This window comes from Alienimonas californiensis (assembly GCF_007743815.1).
Lineage (GTDB): Bacteria > Planctomycetota > Planctomycetia > Planctomycetales > Planctomycetaceae > Alienimonas > Alienimonas californiensis.
This window is the reverse complement of the sequence record NZ_CP036265.1, coordinates 1-16,618: the sequence shown is the minus strand read 5'-3', so window position 1 is coordinate 16,618 and position 16,618 is coordinate 1. Positions and strand designations below refer to the sequence as shown.

Below are 16,618 nucleotides of genomic sequence, written 5' to 3'. Positions count from 1 at the left end.
GGGAGGACGAAGGAATAAGTGGCGGATTACCGCCCGCCGCTTTTGCGGCGGGCGATCATCACGCGCAAAATGACGTTGTCCGGGACGCCGTAGTAGGCGAATTTGCGGCGGACCAGGTCGCAGAAGTGCATCGCCTCGCTGGGGTGCAGCAATAATTCGTCGATGCTCAGGCTGTCGCGGTACAGGCTGTGGAACTGCTCGACCACGCGATCCGTGAACTCCTCCCGGCTGAGGGGGATGTCGTAGTCGGCCGGATCGAACACGCGGCGGGCCATGGCAGCGAACCTGGGCGAACCTGGGGGCGGCGAATGCAAGGGCGACGCGGGGGCGGGCGGCCGGTTACGCGAAATCCCGGCGGCGGGCACCATCCCCGTCGCTCGCACCCCCCGCAACCCGACGGCGCCCCCGCCCGTTCGCCGCCCAGCGACGCCGGCCGGTCGGCCGTGGTTCGCGCAGGGCGGGGGGACCGGCTACGATGACCCCGCTTATGCCCCGACGTTCCGATTCTCCGCCGTCCGCCGCGGCGGCCCTGCGCAAGGGCCGCGCGCCCAACGGTTCGGCCCGCTCCAAAGCCCCGAAGGGGGAGATTCTGAACGCCGCCGCCCGCCGCACCGCCGCGACGAACGGCCACGCGGCGAAGCCCTTGTCCAAGCGGAAGACGGCCCCCCGCAACGCGATCGTGCAGGGCGACTGCCTGCCGCTGCTGCGGAGCCTGCCGGACGAGTGCGTCGACCTCGCCTTCGCCGATCCGCCGTTCAACGTCGGGTTTAGCTACGACGTCTACCGCGACCGCAAGTCGGCTCAGGAGTATGAGGACTGGTGCCGCGAGTGGATCGAACAGATTCACCGCGTGCTCAAGCCGAACGGCAGCTTCTGGCTGGCGATGGGGGACGAGTTCGCCGCGGAGTTGAAGGTGCTCTCCACCCGCGAAATCGGCTTCCACTGCCGGAGCTGGGTCGTCTGGTACTACACCTTCGGCGTGAACTGCACGCGGAAGTTCACCCGCTCGCACGCGCACCTCTTCCACCTCACGAAGGACGCGAAGGCGTTCACCTTCAACGCGGAGGACCCGGAGGTCCGCGTGCCCAGTGCCCGGCAACTCGTCTACAACGACCCGCGGGCCAACCCGACCGGCCGGTTGCCGGATGACACCTGGAAGTACGGCCCGTTCCTGCCCCCCGGCGAGGCGACCGAGTTCCGCCCCGACGCCGCCGAGGGCGAGGCCCAGTGGGTCATCCGCCCGCAGGACATGCCGGAGGGCTTCCAGCCGGGGGAGAACACTTGGTACTTCCCCCGCGTCGCCGGGACGTTCAAGGAGCGCGAGGGCTTCCACGGCTGCCAGATGCCGGAGCAGTTGCTCGGCCGGATCGTGCGGGTCAGCTCCAACGAGAACGATCTCGTCCTCGACCCCTTCGCCGGCACCGGCACGACGCCCGCGGTGGCGAAGAAGCTCGGCCGCGATTGGCTGGGGTACGAACTATCCGAGGACTACGCCGAACGGGCCGCGGCCCGGTTGGAGGGGATCACCGTCGGCGACCCGCTGAACGGCTCGGACGCCCCCACGGTCTCCGCCCCCAGCACCCGCAACGGCCGCAAACGGCAGGCGGGGCTGCCGAAGATGAAGCCGGGGTGAGGCGGCCCCCATTTCTCCCCTCTCCCTGGAGGGAGAGGGGCCGGAGGTGAGGGCAACGAGCGGTTTGCACGCTGCCGCTCTCTGCTGTGACCGGACAGACGGGTGAGCGAATCGGACCGTAAGTGGCGTTCGAGAATCACTGCCCCCTCACCCCCGACCCCTCTCCCCCAAAAAGGGGGCGAGGGGAGCAAGCTACCGTTGGCACGTCGGGCAGTGGAACGTGCTGCGTTGGGCCTGGACGGTGCGAAGGATCTCCGTGCCGCAGCGGGGGCAGGGGGCGCCGGCCCGTTGATAGACGCGGTGCTCGTTCCGGTAGCGGCCGGGGTCGCCGAGGGCGTTTCGATAGGTGCCGTCGGACAGGGTGCTGCCCTCGTATTCAATCGCCTCGGTCAGCACCGCCCGCGCGGCGGCGGCGAGGGCCCGCACCTCCTCTTCCCCCAAGGCGTTGCCGGGTCGGTCCGGGGCGAGGCGGGCGTGGAACAGGGCCTCGCTGGCGTACAGGTTGCCCACGCCGGCGGCGATCTTCTGGTCCAGCAGGGCGACCTTCACCGGCCGGGCCGTCCGGGCCAGACCGGCGGCGAGCGTCGCCGCCCATTCTTCGGGGCTCAGCGCCAGTGGGTCCGGGCCGAGCTTGTGCGGGCCGAGCCGCTGCTCCAACTCGCCCGGCTCGTAGAGCGTCACCGTCCCCAAGCCGCGGCGGTCCCAGAACCGCAGGGCGGGGTAGCCGGCCCCGCCGTCGACGGCGGGGCCGAGCGTCCATTCGAGGCGGACGTGGTCGGTCGTCGGCGGTTCGCCGAGCAGCATCAACCCGGTCATGCGGGGCTCCACGGCGAGGGCCCGACCGCCCGAGAGTCGCAGCACGACCCGCTTGGCTCGACGTTCGACGGCCTCGATCAGCGTCCCCCGCACCCGGGCCGCCATCGCGGAGAGGCCGGGGGCGAGGGCGATCGGTTTGAGCGGTTCGCCGGCGGCGTTCACGCCGCCGCGGGGGCGCCGCAGGGCTATGATCGTTCGCCCGACGACGTGCGGCCGCACGCCCCGCACCATCGTTTCGACTTCGGGCAGTTCCGGCACGGGGCGGCGATTTCCGGTGGACGGGGGGCGAAGTGGGGAACGAAGGGCGGGCGCGATTTTAGCGGCGGGTCCTCTCCTGTCGGCCGCCGAGGTCGGATGTCCCTTGAAAACAGGGCCGAGAGCACAACGGCTTGACGCTGCCCGCGGGGCTGTCGATCCTGAAGGACGGCGGTCGGCCCCGCCCGCGGTTCGCGCACACCCCCGTTCGATCGCCCGCCTGTCGGGACGTTCGGACGGGAGGCGCGGCGAATCCCCGTCCGCCCCCGTCCCCCCTGCCCGGAGCGCCCCGTGCGTCGTCGTCCCCACCGCCCCGCCGGGGTGTTCCTCTCCCTGGCGCTCGTCGCCTCGCCGGCGCTCGCCGCCGAGAACGCGGCCGACGCCGTGCAGGCTCACCTCGCCGCCGGCGAGTTCGGCGCCGCCGCCGAGTTGGCCGTCGGCAACGACGCCCTGCTCGCGAAGATCGCCGTCGCCCAGTTTGAGGCCGGCGCCCAGCAGGCCGCCGCCCGCACGCTGTCCCGCATGACGGCCACCCGGGCCGACGGCCGCCCGGCCCGCCCGGGCTCCGCCGCCCGCGGCGATGACAGCCTCGCCGGCGGTTCGATGGCGGACTTTCAGCCGCTGATCGACCTGATTCAAACCACCACCGGCGGTCTGGAAAACGGCGGCGGCTGGGAAGAAATTGACGGCGAAGGCGGTTCGCTGGAGGAGTACCAGAGCGGCGTGCAGGTCGATCCGCTCGGCAAGATGGCCGCCCTGACCGTCCGCGAGCGGGCCGATCGCCTCGCCGCCCTCGGCCTCGCCGCCCGGGCCGCGACGCTGAACGACGACCTCGCCGCCCCCTCCGATCTGCGGCTCGTCTCCCTGCGGGGGTTGGAGGCGGAAGTCGCCCAGCGCCTCGCCGAGGGCCGCTCGCTGCCCGGTTCGATGCGGCACCTCGCCGGCCTGACCCAGGTGCAGTACGTCCTGCTGGTCGAGCCGACGGCCGATCAGCCCGGCGACATCCTCCTCGGCGGCCCCGCCGCCGGTTGGGGCACGGACGAAGCTGGCCGCGTCGTCACCGACGAGGGCCGTCCGGTGCTGCACCTGGACGACCTCGTCACCGTGCTGCGGACCTTCTCCGACGCCGGCAGCGGCATTTTCCAGTGCCTGATCGTCCCGCGGCAGGAAGGGCTGAAGGCCGTTAAGGAATACGCCGAAGCCTCGCAGGCCGCCGGCCCGCTCTCCGGCCCGTCCGCCACCCGCCAGTTCGTCGCCGGGCTGGGCCAGGCGCTGGGCGAGCAGGACGTCGTCTACAACGGCGTGCCCGCCGACAGCCGCGTCGCCCGGGTCATCGCCGAGGCCGACTACCGCATGAAGCTGATCGGCATCGACAAGGTTCAGGGCGCCGGCATTCAGAGCTACTTCGACCTGCTCGGCGCCAGCGGGAACACCTCCGGCGTGCCGATGAAGGCCCTGCGTTGGTGGCTGACCACGGACTTCGACGCCGTGCTGCACTCCGCCGACCGCGACGTGTTCGAACTCGTCGGCAGCCGCGTGCTGTGCAAGAGCGAGGACGAATTCATCAACGCCGACGGCACGCGCCAGCAAACCGGCCAGAGCAGCGCCGTGAACAGCCAGTTCGCCGCGGAGTTCACCAACAAGTTCCAAGCCCTCGCCGCCGAGGACCCGGTCTTCGCCGAGCTGCAAAACGTGTTCGATCTGTCGCTGGCTGCGGCGCTGATCTCCGCGGAGAGCCTCGACGAGCGGGCCGGCTGGAACGGCGACGTCTTCGCCAACGAGGCCCTCTACCCGACGGAAACCGCGGCCGAGATCGCCACGGTGGACACCGCCGTCAATCACCGCGTTTATCGCGGCGGCGAGGTCGTCGTGCAGGTGGCCGGCGGCGTCCGCGGCGACCTCAACCGCGTGCTGGCGAACTCCGAGGTCTACAAGACCGGCGTGCGTCTGCAGAACAAGTTCGACGACGGCGAACTCGAACGCCCCGCCGGCCGCTGGTGGTGGGACGCGGCCAACTGAGCCGCAAACGTTGCCTTCGCTGAGGGTTCGACGCCCCGGCCGTCTCCGACGGCCGGGGCGTTTTCGTGGGGTCCGGCTGTGCGGCGGAGCGTGATCCCCTGCGGCGACGGCGGGGTTCCCCATGCCGGACTGCGTTGCGTCTGTCGATGGGTCGCGGACAATGCCGCTCCGGATTTCCTCGCCCATCTCCCGTAACAAGACGCTTTTCCATGCGATGCCTCGCCCCGCTGCTGACCTCCGCCGCCCTGCTGGCCCTCGGAGCCCTCTCCCCCGCCGCGCTGGCCGATCATCACGAGAAGGACGACGCCAAGGCCTCCGACGGCTTCACCGTGCTGTTTGACGGCAAGACCCTCGACGGCTGGGAGCAACGCAACGGCAAGGCGACCTACAAGGTGGAAGAGGTGGACGGCAAACCGGCGATCGTCGGCCGCACCGCCGAGGGCAGCCCGAACTCCTTCCTCTGCACCAAAAAGACCTACGGCGACTTCGTGCTGGAGTTCGAGGTCAAGCTGCCCACGAAGAACCTGAACAGCGGCGTGCAGGTCCGTTCCAGCAGCAAGGGCGACACCAAGGACGGCCGCGTGAACGGCCCGCAGGTGGAGATCGAATCCAGCCCCGGCGACGCCGGCTACGTCTACGGCGAAGCGATGGGCGGCGGCTGGCTCGATCCCGAGGACCAGCACACGAACAAGGACGCCTTCAAGAACGACGCCTGGAACACCTTCCGCGTCGAGGCAAAGGGCGACAGCATTCACACCTTCATCAACGGCGAGGCCGTCTCCACCCTCAAAAACGAGCGGGTGCCGGCGAAGGGCTTCATCGGCCTGCAGGTCCACAGCTACGGCGGCCCGCACCCCGGCGTGGTGATGTGGCGGAACATCCGCATCAAGCCGCTGGACAAGTAAGGCGGCACGTAGGGCGGACCGTCGCCGTGAGAACCGCGACCGTCAGGGAGCCGGCTCCCTGACGGTCGCGGTTCTCTTTTGCACAGCCCGGACGAGACGAACCGACGCCGGGAGCGCGACTGCGGCCCCGAGCCCGGCGAGGAACATATCCTTCTGGGCGTCCCACTCGTCGCCCTGTAGGCCGTTGTAGCGGTCGGCGAAGGCGGACTCGAGGATCGCCGTCAGCGACCACTCGAACACTTCGTAAACCGCGGCGATCGCCAGCAGCAGGCAGACGCCGAACCCGCACGCCCACGCGGTTTTCATGCCGCCGAATCGGGCCGCCAACTCCGCGGCGACCGGGGCGAGCAGCAGGCCGGACGCGAAGTGAACCAGACGGTCAAAGTGGTTCCGCCCCTCCGGCCCGCCCAGCGAGAACGGCGTCAGCCGCTCCCCGCCCGGCACGGTGGAGTAGAGGAACCGAGCGGCGATCGCGTGCAGCAGGAAGAAGACCGCGACGCCCGCGGCGGCCGTGCCGCTCAACCAGCCCCTTCGCCCGCCGAACCACAGGACCGCCAGCACAAGCGGGGTGGCAAGGTGCTGTAAGAACTGCTCCCACGGATGCGGCGGGGCGATCGCGGAAACGACCGTGACCGCCCCGACCAGCAGCGCCCAACGCCCCGGCCAGGGGGAGGGGCGAGAGCGGTCGGCGTTCTCCGGCATCCCCGCACCATGACGATCCGCCGACCGGCTGTCCCCCGGCCTTGCAGGTCAAACCACGGGCACCTCCAACGAGCGAGCGTCCCGGACGCTGGAAGCGTCCGGGACGCTGCGGGCGCAGGTCGCGGATGGATCGGCCGTGGAGCCGGCGCTCAGGTGCCCATCGGCTCGTCGGCGGCGGCCTCTACGGCGGCCGGGGCCGCGGCGAAGTCGGCGGCGCTGGGGTAGATCCGCTGCGGCAGGATGTGGCCGGCGGGGTCGGCGATGAACGCCCGGCGGCTGGCTTCGGTGGCGTGCAGGTAGAGCTGGCCCTCGTAGAAGGCCGCGAACTCCGCCCGCCCCGGCACGGCCCGGGCGGTGGTGGAGAGCAGGTGCGGGTCGTAGCCGCTCAGCTGCGGGGCGTACCGGCAGGGGTTGGCCCGGAACTTCGCCAGGGCGGCGGCGTCCTTCAGGCGGTAGGCGACCCCGCCGACGCTCCAGGCGTACTTCGCCTCGCCCTTCTCCCAAACCTTGCCGTCCACCAGCGAGACCGGGCAGTACCCCTTCAGGCCCAGCTCAATGTAGCCGGGGCCGCGGCGGCGGGCCCATTCCTCCAGCAGTTCCGCCGGGTCGCCCGGCTCGCACTTGGGACATTCCAGCAGGTCGGCGGCGTCGGTGGCGGGCAGGTGGGCCGCGACGCGGGAGAGCCGCCCGGCGTACCCGGCGACGTCCGTCGGGCCGACGGCCCGCGTCAGCAGCGTGCCGTCCGACTGCAGGAAGACGTCGGCGGGGAGAGCGGTGACGCCGTATTCCTCGGCGAGATCCTCGTGCTCGTCCACGTCCACCTTCACCCCGACGACCCCGTCGCCGCCCAACTGGGCCAGCACGTCCGGCTTGCCGAGCACGTCGGTCTCCATCTTCTGACAGGGCCGGCACCATTCCGCATGGAAGTGCAGCACGAGCGGGCGATCGGTGGCCGCGGCGGTCACGCGGGCCGTTTCGACGTCCTCGGCCCAGCGGCCAGCCTCCGGTTTGCCGTCCGGCTCCGCGGCGGCGAGTTCTTTGCCGACCGTCGCGGGAGTTGCCGTTGCGTCGGCCGTGGCGGTTGAACTATCGCTCGGTCCGTAGCCGGCGCTGCGTTCCCCCGGGCCCTCTCCTCCGTTCGCTGCGGCCGTCAGTCCCAGGCTCAGCGCCAGGACCGCCGGGATGACGCCGCGAACCCGCGGCCGGGAGAGAACTGGGGTCGTGCCGAAACGGAGGTGCAGCATTCGAGCTCGCTCTCGGTCGGGTTGGGGGAGCCCCACAGATGGGGCGAAGCAGTTGGGTTGGGCGGACCCCGTAATCTGGTCGGGTCACGCGCTTCGTGCTGATTGGCGGGGACGATACCGTTCGGAGGGACGCATGCAACCGAACGATGGGCGAATCCCCGAGCGAGGGTGCCGGGGAGGCCCTTCCGGGCGGCCCCGTCGGTCCCCTTTCACGCTATGAGCAAAGAGCCGGAGCGGGCGGCTCCCGGGTCGGCGGATTTTTCCCGGAAACTTGATCGCGCTCCCCCTCTGAGACGCGGCTTGCCGGTCGGCGGGAGGCGGCGGGAGCGGCCCGGCCGAGACGTCCGGCGAGCGGCCCCGCTCGCGGCGGGGGCGGTGCGGTTGCGAGTCCGGCGGGCGGGGCGAAGATAGCCGCGCCTTTCGTCCCCTCCGCACCCGTCCCCATGCCCGTCGCCCACCGCCCCGTCGTTCTGATTATCCGTGACGGCTGGGGCCATAACCCGCGGGCCGATCAGGACTTCTGCAACGCCACCGTGCAGGGCGTGACCCCGGTCAGCGATCGACTGCTGGCCGGTTACCCGCACGTGCAGATCAAAACCAGCGGGGCCGACGTCGGCCTGCCGCCGGGCGTGATGGGCAACAGCGAGGTCGGCCACCAGAACCTCGGCGCCGGGCGGATCGTCGACCAGGAACTGATGCGGATTACCAACGCCGTCAAAAGCGGCGCCTTTCAGGAGAATCACACCCTTCTGGAGGCGGTGAACCGGGCGAAGAGCAGCGGCAAGGTCGTGCACCTGCTGGGTTTGCTCTCCGACGGCGGCGTGCACAGTCACGTCGATCACTGCCTCGCCCTGGTCGACCTCTGCCAGCGGGCCGGGCTGCCGCCGGACCAGCTCGCGGTGCACGTGATCACCGACGGCCGCGACACCGCCCCCACCGGCGGGGCGGACTACGTGGCGACGCTGGAAGCGAAGCTCGCCGAGGCCGGCTACCCGCCGGTCGCCAGCCTGATCGGCCGGTTCTACGCGATGGACCGCGACTTCCGCTGGGACCGCGTGCAGAAGGCCTACGACCTGCTGCTGGGCCGCGGCGGGGAGCCGACCCTCGGCGCCGGCGCCGCCCTGGCGGAGTACTACGAGAACCCCACGGAGCCGGAGCGCTTCGGCGACGAGTTCGTCGCCCCGCACTACACGAACTATCCCGCCGGAACCGGCCCGAAGAACGGCGGGCGGATCGCCGACGGGGACAGCGTCATCTTCTATAACTTCCGCGGCGACCGCCCGCGGGAGATCACCAAGGCGTTCGTGCTGGACGACGCCGACTGGGCGGCCATCAAGGGCGGCGGGTTCGACCGCGGCCTCGTCCCGCAGGACCTCTTCTTCTGCACGATGGCCCGCTACGAGACGGGTCTCGACACGCAGGTCGCCTTCGAGAAGCCGCCGAAGATGAAGGGCATCCTCGGCGACGCCGTCAGCGCCGCGGGCCTGACGCAGTTCCGCTGCGCCGAAAGCGAGAAGGCCCCGCACGTCACCTTCTTCTTCAACGACTACCGGGAGGAGCCGTTCGAGGGCGAGGTTCAGCAGGAGATTCCCAGCCCCCGCGAAGTGAGCACCTATGACCAGAAGCCGGAAATGAGCGCCCGCGGCGTGACCGACGCGGTGGTGAACGTCATCCGGAACAGCGAAGCGGATTTTGTGCTGGTGAACTTCGCCAACGGCGACATGGTCGGCCACACCGGCGTGCTGGAGGCCGCGGTGAAGGCGGTGGAGGTGGTCGACGGCTGCGTCGGCGAGATCGTCGACGCCACGCTGGCGAAGGGCGGGGCGCTGGTCGTCACCGCGGACCACGGCAACTGCGAGCAGATGCTGGACCTCGAATCCGGCCGCCCGCACACCGCCCACACGACCTACGACGTGGACCTGATCGTCGTCTCCGAAGACGCGAAAGGCCGCACGCTGCGGGAGGGCGGCCGCCTGGCGGACGTCGCCCCGACCGTGCTGGCCCTGCTCGGCCTGGACAAACCGGCCGAGATGACCGGCGAGAGCCTGCTGGCGTGACGGCCGCCGCCGGGGCGGATCAACTGGTGATCAGCCCGAACCAGACGAAGCCGGCCGCGGCCGCGACGAACCCGAGGAGGCTGGCGATCTTTCCGAGCGCGCCGTACCCGTGGAACCGCGGGTGCGGCGTCCAGAAGAAGTGGGCGTGCAGGAAGGCCGCCGCGGCGAGGGTCGCCGCCGCGAGGCACAGCGCCTCGGTTCCGTGCAGGTCGAACCAGCGGAGCGGCCGGCCGCCCACGAAAGGCATCCGCCCCCGCCACAACCCCCGCACGCCGTGTAGGGCGAGGACAGCCGGCAGGATCGCCCCGAACACGCCCCGCGAAACCGGGTGATCCGGGGCGGAATCCGCCAACGACTCGACGGCGTCAACGAGGCGTTCGGAGTCGCGGCGGAGCATCGGGGGCGGCGGACGGCGGGGACGGCAGGTGGTCCGCGAACGTTGCGGGGGCGTCCGCGGTTCATCGCGTTCGGTTGGCTCCGCGGCGATGCTGCGGATCGCCCCCCATGGCCCCGTTTTCCGCCGCCCCGCCGACCGACTCGATTGATCGCCTCGCCCCCGCGGGGCGTCCGGCGGGGCGGCCGGTGGGGTATCAGTCGTGGCGGGATCTCGCCTTTCTGCACTGGCGCGTCGAGCCGGACGTCGTGCGGAACACGCTGCCGGCGGGGCTCGAACTGGACACCTACGACGGCGCCGCCTGGATCGGGCTCGTGCCGTTCCTGATGACCGGCGTGCGGCCGGCCTGGGCCCCGGCGGTCCCGGGGGTGTCGACGTTCCCGGAGACGAACGTCCGCACCTATGTCACCTGCACGAACGCCGACGGCGTGCGGGAGCCGGGCGTCCTCTTCTACAGCCTCGACGCCGCCAAATGGCTCGCCGTGGCGATCGCCCGCACGGCGTGGCGCCTGCCGTATTACCGGGCGGCGATGGCCGTGACCCGCGACGGCGACAAGACGATCTACGAGAGCCGCCGCCTCTGGCCGGGGCCGCGCGGGGCGGGGGGCCGCATCGAAGTGGCCGCGATCGGGCCGGCCGCCGCCGCGGAGCCCGGCACGCTCGAACACTTCCTCGCGGAGCGTTATCTGCTGTTCGCGCCCGGTCGTGGGAGAAACGGCCGCGGCCGCATCCTTCGCGGGCAGGTGCACCATGCGCCGTACCCGCTGCGACCGGCGCGGGTGGACCGCTGCGAAGACTCGCTCGTCGCCGCGGCGGGGTTTGCGGGGCTGTCCGGCTCGGGATTAAATGCCGGCCGTCCGCCGGATCACGCCCTGTTCAGCGACGGCGTGGACGTGGAGATTTTTCCTCTCTTGTAGGGTCCGCTGTGCGGACCGTCGGGAGAGGGCGAACGGCAGGAACGGTCCACGCAGCGGACCCTACGCCTTACGGGACCGCCACTTCACGACGGACCACAGCGTGATCGGGTAGCTCGCCAGCGCGCAGACCCCGCCGACGACCACGGAGCCGATCAGCATCGGCCAGCCGACCCGCAGCACGAGGTCCTTGATCGTCTCCCACCAGTCCGCGAAGCCCTCGTATTCCAGCACCCCGGCGAGTTCGGCCTTCGTCAGATTGCCGGAGACGAACAGCGTGCCGACTTCGTAATCGAACCAGTAAATCGCCAGCATCGTCAGCGGGTTCGAAATATAAACCGTGACCAGCGACGCCTTGACGTTGAAGTTGAAGAACGGCTTGCAGCAGTAATAAAAGGCCAGCACCAGCATCATCTGCACGCCCACGGTGGGCGTCATCCCCCAGAAAAAGCCGACGGCCACGCCCAACGCGATCTGGTGCGGCGTGTCTTCCAGGCCGAGGACGTAGTTCAGCAGCGTCCGCGGGCTGCTCCACCACTTCAGCTTCTGCCCGGTGGGGGCGTCGTCGTCCGGGGGATCGTCCGGGGAGATCGGCGGGGCGTGTTCGTCCGGAATCCAGCGGTCCGGCGGATGGATCTGGCCCGGGGGGATCGGCGGGGGCGGGTGGTGAGCCTCGACCGGGGGCACTTGGGGAGCGGGTTCGGGAGGCGAGTCGATCGTGGCGGCGCCGGCGGGGGGCGGGGCGGTCCGGTCGGCCCGGGACCCGGCGGGGGGGCGGGGAGCCGGGGCGGTCATGAGCACGAGGAGCAACCTGACGATGGGGGCGCCCCGCACGCGGGGGCCGAACGAGGGCGCCGGGCGGGCGATCCGGGCAGGGGAGTGCCGTGGGAGCCCGCGGGCGGGGCGTCGAACCGTCCCGATTGTGGGAAAACCGGGGGGCGGCGACGGAGGGGCTACCGGAGCGGCGCCCGATTCTAACGTTCGCCGCCGCCGCCGCCGCCCCGGGACCGCCGCTTTGCCCGCGTCGGGGCCTGGGGCGTACCATACGGTCCGCGCCGCCCGAACCGGGGCGGCCCCGATCCTCGCGTCGAGCGTTCCCCACCGATGAGCCCGCCCGTGCCCCGTCCCCCCGCCGCCGCGGTTCTCGTCGCCTCGCTCCGGTTCCTGACGCTGCCGTTGGTGCTGGCGCCGCTGGCGCTCGCCGGGTGCGGTGCCGAACCCGACGCCGCCGCCGAACCCGTCGCCGCCCTGACGGCCCAGCAGACGCCCGCCGCCGCGGCGGACGCCGTCGAAGAACCAGCCCCCGCAGCGCCGACGCCGGCGAGCGACCCGATCGCCGCCGCAAACGCCGCCGCCGATCAGCCGCGGGTCGCCCCCGCGTCGCCCGTCGGCGACGGCATGGTCGCGGTGCCGGGCGGTTCGTTCCGCATGGGCACCCCCGACCCGCCCCGGCTGCACGGGGACGAATCGCCCGTCCACGAGGTCACGCTCTCCCCCTTCTGGATGGACGAAACCGAGGTGACGAACGACCAGTTCGCCGCCTTCGTCGCCGCCACCGGCTACGTCACCGCCGCGGAGAAGCCCATCACCCGGGAAGACCTGAAGGGCATGGTGCCCGACGAATTCCTCGCCAACATTCCGGAGGAGGGCCTTGAACCCGGCAGCGTCTGCCTGAGCCCCACGTTCGACCGGCGGATGGCGGCCTACATCGGCGAGAACCCCAACCTCGTCGTGCAAGCCGGCGTTTGGCAGATGCAGGACGGGGCGAACTGGCGGCATCCCGAGGGCCCCGGTTCGGACCTCATCGGTAAGGGCGATCACCCGGTGGTGCACGTCAGTTGGGACGACGCCGTCGCCTACGCCGACTGGGCCGGCAAGCAGCTGCCGACCGAGGCCCAGTGGGAATACGCCGCCCGCGCCGGGCACGCGGGCCGCGAATACCCTTGGGGCGACGTGCTGCTGCCCGAGGGCGAGGACGGCAAGACGGAGCACCGGGCGAACATCTATCAGGGCAAGTTCCCCTTCGAGGACAGCGGCGCCGACGGCTTCACCCGCTCCTCGCCCGCCAAAGCCTTCCCGCCCAACGACTGGGGCCTGTACGCGCTCAGCGGCAACGTCTGGGAGTGGTGCCGCGACTGGTACCGCCCGGACTACTACGCCACCGGCCCGAACGTCGATCCCCCCGGCCCGGAGGACAGCTTCGATCCGAACGAACCGAACCTGCCCAAACGCGTGCAGCGGGGCGGCAGCTTCCTGTGCAGCGACAACTACTGCACCGGCTACCGCGTCGCCAGCCGCATGAAGGGCGACCCCGGCACCGGCAGTTTGCACTGCGGTTTCCGCTGCGTGGTCGAGGACGTGGACGCCTGGAAGAACGCCCCCCGCTGGACGGCCAAGCCCACGGCCAACCCCACGGCGGAGGCCGCCGGCGCTCCGGCCGAACCGACCGGCGCCGAGTGACTGCAGCGGGCGCCGCGACCCGGTCGCGCCGTTCCCGCCCCGCTCCCCGCCCACTACACTTCCGGTCTGCGCGGCCCGTCGGCCGCCGATTCGTCTCCTGATTCTCCCCCGCCGCCCGCGTTATGGTTCTGCTGTCCGCCGCCGATCTGTCCCGGCAGTTCGACCGCACGCCGGTGTTCAAGAACGTCACCTTCGACGTGAGGGCCGGCGAACGCGTCGGTCTCGTCGGTCCCAACGGGACCGGCAAAACCACCCTCATGCACTGCCTGATCGGCCGCGAAACGCCGGATACCGGCACGGTGACCACCCCGCAGGGCGCGACCGTCGGGCTGCTCGAACAGGAGGCCCAGTTCCCCCCCGGCCGCACGTTGATGGACGAGGCCAAAGACGGCCTCGCCCACTACTACGCGCTCCATAAAGAGAGCGAAAAAATTGCCCACAAGATGGCGGAGGTCTGGGAGGGGCCGGAGGCGGAAAAGCTGCACCGCCGCTTCGACGCCATCCAGGAAGAGCTCACCCGGCACGACGCCTTCGAGCTGGATTATAAAGTCGACGAGGTCCTCGGCGGCCTCGGCTTCACGAAGAACCAGTACGACGCGGATCTGGCCGACATGTCCGGCGGCCAGCGGAGCCGGGCGATCCTGGCCCGGCTGCTGTTGTCCGACCCGGACGTGATGCTGCTGGACGAACCGACGAACCACCTGGACGTCGCCGGCACAGAGTGGCTCGAAAGCTACCTCCCGCGGGTCGCCGGGGCGATGATCGTCGTCTCCCACGACCGCTATTTCCTCGACAACGTCACCACCCGCACCTTCGAATTGCTGGGCGGGACGCTGCACGAATATAAGGGCAACTTCAGCACCTACCGCGCCCAGCGGGAAGAGCGCCTGAAAGTGCTCGAACGCACCGCCGAAAAACAGCGGGACACCATCGAAAAGGCGGAGCGGTTCGTCGCCAAAAACCGCTACGGCACCAAGAGCAAGCAGGCTCAGAGCAAACTCAAGTCGATCGCCCGGCTGGAGGAGGACCGCGTCGAGGTGCCGGTCTATGACGAGTCCGGCCCGCGGATGAAGTTCACGGCGGCCGATCGCACCGGCGATAAAACGCTGGAGATCGAAAATCTCTCGAAGGGCTTCGGCGAGGGGCCGCTGTTTGAAAACGTCTCCCTGCGGGTGAAACGCGGCGACCGGATCGGCGTCGTCGGGCACAACGGCTGCGGCAAGACGACCTTTTTAAAGTGCGTCGTCGGCGCCCTCCCGCCGGACACCGGCACGGTCGCCGAGGGCGCGAACGTGCGGGTCGGCTACTTCGACCAGCGCCTGGAAAGCGTGGGCGACAATGAGACCGCCGTGGACGCCGTCCGCCCGCCCGGCGACCACCCCTTCAACCCCGGCCTCGGCCGCGGCATGCTGGCGAAGTTCGGCGTCAAGGACGACATGGGTTTAATGAAGGTCGGCGCCATGAGCGGCGGCGAGAAGACCCGCGTCGCCCTCGCCCGGCTCGCCACTGGCAATTACAACACGATGGTGTTGGACGAACCGACCAACCACCTCGATTTGTGGAGCCGCGACGCCCTCGAACGGGCGCTGTTGGAGTTCGGGGGAACGCTGCTGTTCGTCTCGCACGATCGGTATTTTATGGACCGCATCGCCACCAAGGTGCTGGTGTTCACGCCGGAGGGGGTCAAGGTCCACGACGGCAATTATTCGGACTACGTCGCCTTCCGCGACGCCACGCAGGCCGCCGAGAGCGCTCAGGCCGCCGCTCAGGCGGCCTCGCAGGCGACGAAAAAGGCTCCCGCCAAGCCGTCCTCGAACGGCGCCGCGGGCGAGAAGCCGAAGAAGTACCCGTACAAACCCGCCGAGCAGATCGAGGCGGAAATTGCGGAGACCGAGGAGGCGATCGAGTCGTTGCAGGTCGAACTCGCCGCCCCGGAAGTCGTCCGCGACGGCGCCGCCGCCAAGCGGGTTCGCCGTCGGTACGATCAGGCGAAGAGCCGGCTGGCCCAACTGTGGGAACACCTCGAAGAGGTCTCCGGGTAGCGGGTCAGCGGGTTCGGAACGCTTTGCGGATCGCGGCGACCTCGGCCCGGAAGGCGGCGTCGCTCTTTTCCCGCTCCGCGAAGCGTTTCAGGGCGTGCATGACGGTGCCGTGGTCGCTGCGGCCGAAGTGCCGGGCGACCGCGGCGAGCGGTTCGCCGGTAATCTCTCGGCAGAGGGCCATCCCCGCTTGGCGGGCCGGCACGACCGCCGCGGACCGCCCGGGTTTGCGGAGTTGATCGACCGTCAGTCCGAACCGCCCCGCGACCGCCCGACTGACCGCGGCCAGCGTGGGGGGCGGCGCCTCCGGGGCCGCGTCGTGGCGACCCGCGAGCAGGGCGGCGGCGATCTCCTCGGACCAGCCGGTTGTCCCCGCCGCCCGGGCCAGGTCGGCCAGCCGGTCCGCGATCGCCTCCAACTCCCGCACCGAGGTCCCCGCCAGCGCTTCGCCCAGTCGCCTCAAGCCCCCCGGGGTCGCCCGGGAGCGCCGGGGCTCCGCGAAACGCTCGAGCAGCGCCGCCACGGACTCCGCACAGGGGGTCGTCAGACTCACGCAGACTCCCCCACGGAGTCGATCAATGAGTCGGCGGGAGACAGTCGGGAGTTCGCCGGGGAGTCCCGGCCCGCTGAGGATCGCCCGGCCGCCGGTCTGATGAACGGCGTCGAGAGCGGCGATCAAGAGGTCCTGCGTTTTGGGTTTCGCTCGGACGCCGGCGAGGTCCTCGACGATCAGCAGCCGGGCCGAGAGCAGGTCCTCCCGCAGCGGGCCGGGGAAGCCGCCGGCGAGGGCCTCGTCCAGCGCCGCCGCCAGACCGGCGCCGGTGAAGCGGACGACGCCGGACGCCTTTCGTTCGGCGGCGGTCCGCAGAGCCCCGGTGGAGCGGTCGAGCCGCAGGAACTCGTCGATCAGCCGCGTCTTGCCGCACCCCGCCGGCCCGTACAGGTACAGCCGCGATCCGGGCGCCGGGGCGGCCTCGGGGCGTTCTTCGTTCATGTCGCCGGGGGAGGCCTCCTCGTTGAGAGAGACCGTTTCGGCGAGCGCCCGCACGGCAGCGAGGGCGGCGGCGTTCTCGGGGATCTCCAGCAGCGGGGCCGGCCCGCGATCCGCGACGGCCGCCGTGCCGGGGCCGCGGAGCGTCGGGGCGAACCGGGAGGGGCCGCCGTCGGTCCGCTTCGCCAC

General features: G+C 70.9%; 14 protein-coding genes. 7 read left to right on the top strand and 7 right to left on the bottom strand.

The window, feature by feature from the left end:
- Nucleotides 1–26 precede the first annotated feature (26 nt).
- Nucleotides 27–275: a hypothetical protein gene (locus CA12_RS00070; RefSeq protein ID WP_145356567.1), complete on the bottom strand. Its 249-nt coding sequence runs from the start codon at nucleotides 273–275 to the stop codon at nucleotides 27–29.
- A gap of 212 nt (nucleotides 276–487) precedes the next feature.
- On the opposite strand from CA12_RS00070, the gene CA12_RS00065 reads away from it, so the two are divergent.
- Entirely contained in the window at nucleotides 488–1,633 is a 1,146-nt protein-coding gene (locus tag CA12_RS00065) for a DNA-methyltransferase (RefSeq protein ID WP_145356566.1), read from the top strand.
- A gap of 192 nt (nucleotides 1,634–1,825) precedes the next feature.
- On the opposite strand, the gene mutM is transcribed toward CA12_RS00065, so the two are convergent.
- Entirely contained in the window at nucleotides 1,826–2,707 is an 882-nt protein-coding gene (gene mutM / locus CA12_RS00060) for a bifunctional DNA-formamidopyrimidine glycosylase/DNA-(apurinic or apyrimidinic site) lyase (protein ID WP_145356565.1), read from the bottom strand.
- Between the two features lie 288 nt (nucleotides 2,708–2,995).
- Here mutM and CA12_RS00055 point away from each other — a divergent pair, with 288 nt between their 5' ends.
- Both CA12_RS00055 and CA12_RS00050 read left to right on the top strand, forming a co-directional pair.
- Nucleotides 2,996–4,723, top strand: a complete 1,728-nt coding sequence (locus tag CA12_RS00055) for a DUF1598 domain-containing protein (protein ID WP_145356564.1) — start codon at nucleotides 2,996–2,998, stop codon at nucleotides 4,721–4,723.
- A 209-nt stretch (nucleotides 4,724–4,932) separates the two neighbouring features.
- Complete coding sequence (locus tag CA12_RS00050) at nucleotides 4,933–5,628, top strand: 3-keto-disaccharide hydrolase (RefSeq protein ID WP_145356563.1); 696 nt, start codon at nucleotides 4,933–4,935, stop codon at nucleotides 5,626–5,628.
- A 42-nt stretch (nucleotides 5,629–5,670) separates the two neighbouring features.
- Here CA12_RS00050 and CA12_RS00045 read toward each other — a convergent pair whose 3' ends face one another.
- Nucleotides 5,671–6,330, bottom strand: a complete 660-nt coding sequence (locus tag CA12_RS00045) for a DUF2238 domain-containing protein (protein WP_145356562.1) — start codon at nucleotides 6,328–6,330, stop codon at nucleotides 5,671–5,673.
- Between the two features lie 149 nt (nucleotides 6,331–6,479).
- A complete protein-coding gene (locus CA12_RS00040; RefSeq protein WP_145356561.1) occupies nucleotides 6,480–7,574 on the bottom strand; it encodes a thioredoxin family protein in 1,095 nt (364 codons plus the stop codon).
- 443 nt (nucleotides 7,575–8,017) lie between these two features.
- Between CA12_RS00040 and gpmI the strand changes: the two genes are divergently transcribed.
- A complete protein-coding gene (gene gpmI, locus CA12_RS00035; protein WP_145356560.1) occupies nucleotides 8,018–9,631 on the top strand; it encodes a 2,3-bisphosphoglycerate-independent phosphoglycerate mutase in 1,614 nt (537 codons plus the stop codon).
- Nucleotides 9,632–9,650: 19 nt separating this feature from the next.
- Here the strand turns inward: gpmI and CA12_RS00030 are convergent, their stop codons facing one another.
- The gene (locus tag CA12_RS00030; protein WP_145356559.1) at nucleotides 9,651–10,028 is read right to left on the bottom strand and encodes a hypothetical protein; all 378 of its coding nucleotides are present in this window, start codon (nucleotides 10,026–10,028) and stop codon (nucleotides 9,651–9,653) included.
- Nucleotides 10,029–10,135: 107 nt separating this feature from the next.
- Between CA12_RS00030 and CA12_RS00025 the strand changes: the two genes are divergently transcribed.
- Nucleotides 10,136–10,942: a YqjF family protein gene (locus CA12_RS00025; RefSeq protein ID WP_145356558.1), complete on the top strand. Its 807-nt coding sequence runs from the start codon at nucleotides 10,136–10,138 to the stop codon at nucleotides 10,940–10,942.
- Between the two features lie 60 nt (nucleotides 10,943–11,002).
- Here the strand turns inward: CA12_RS00025 and CA12_RS00020 are convergent, their stop codons facing one another.
- Nucleotides 11,003–11,734, bottom strand: coding sequence for a DUF2062 domain-containing protein (locus CA12_RS00020; RefSeq protein ID WP_165700448.1), 732 nt, complete (start codon nucleotides 11,732–11,734; stop codon nucleotides 11,003–11,005).
- A gap of 321 nt (nucleotides 11,735–12,055) precedes the next feature.
- On the opposite strand from CA12_RS00020, the gene CA12_RS00015 reads away from it, so the two are divergent.
- Nucleotides 12,056–13,399 carry a formylglycine-generating enzyme family protein gene (locus tag CA12_RS00015; protein ID WP_207622072.1) on the top strand — a complete coding sequence of 448 codons (1,344 nt, stop codon included), beginning with the start codon at nucleotides 12,056–12,058 and terminating at the stop codon, nucleotides 13,397–13,399.
- 122 nt (nucleotides 13,400–13,521) lie between these two features.
- Complete coding sequence (abc-f, locus tag CA12_RS00010; RefSeq protein WP_145356555.1) at nucleotides 13,522–15,441, top strand: ribosomal protection-like ABC-F family protein; 1,920 nt, start codon at nucleotides 13,522–13,524, stop codon at nucleotides 15,439–15,441.
- Nucleotides 15,442–15,445: 4 nt separating this feature from the next.
- Here abc-f and CA12_RS22325 read toward each other — a convergent pair whose 3' ends face one another.
- A complete protein-coding gene (locus tag CA12_RS22325) occupies nucleotides 15,446–16,618 on the bottom strand; it encodes a helix-turn-helix domain-containing protein (protein WP_207622071.1) in 1,173 nt (390 codons plus the stop codon).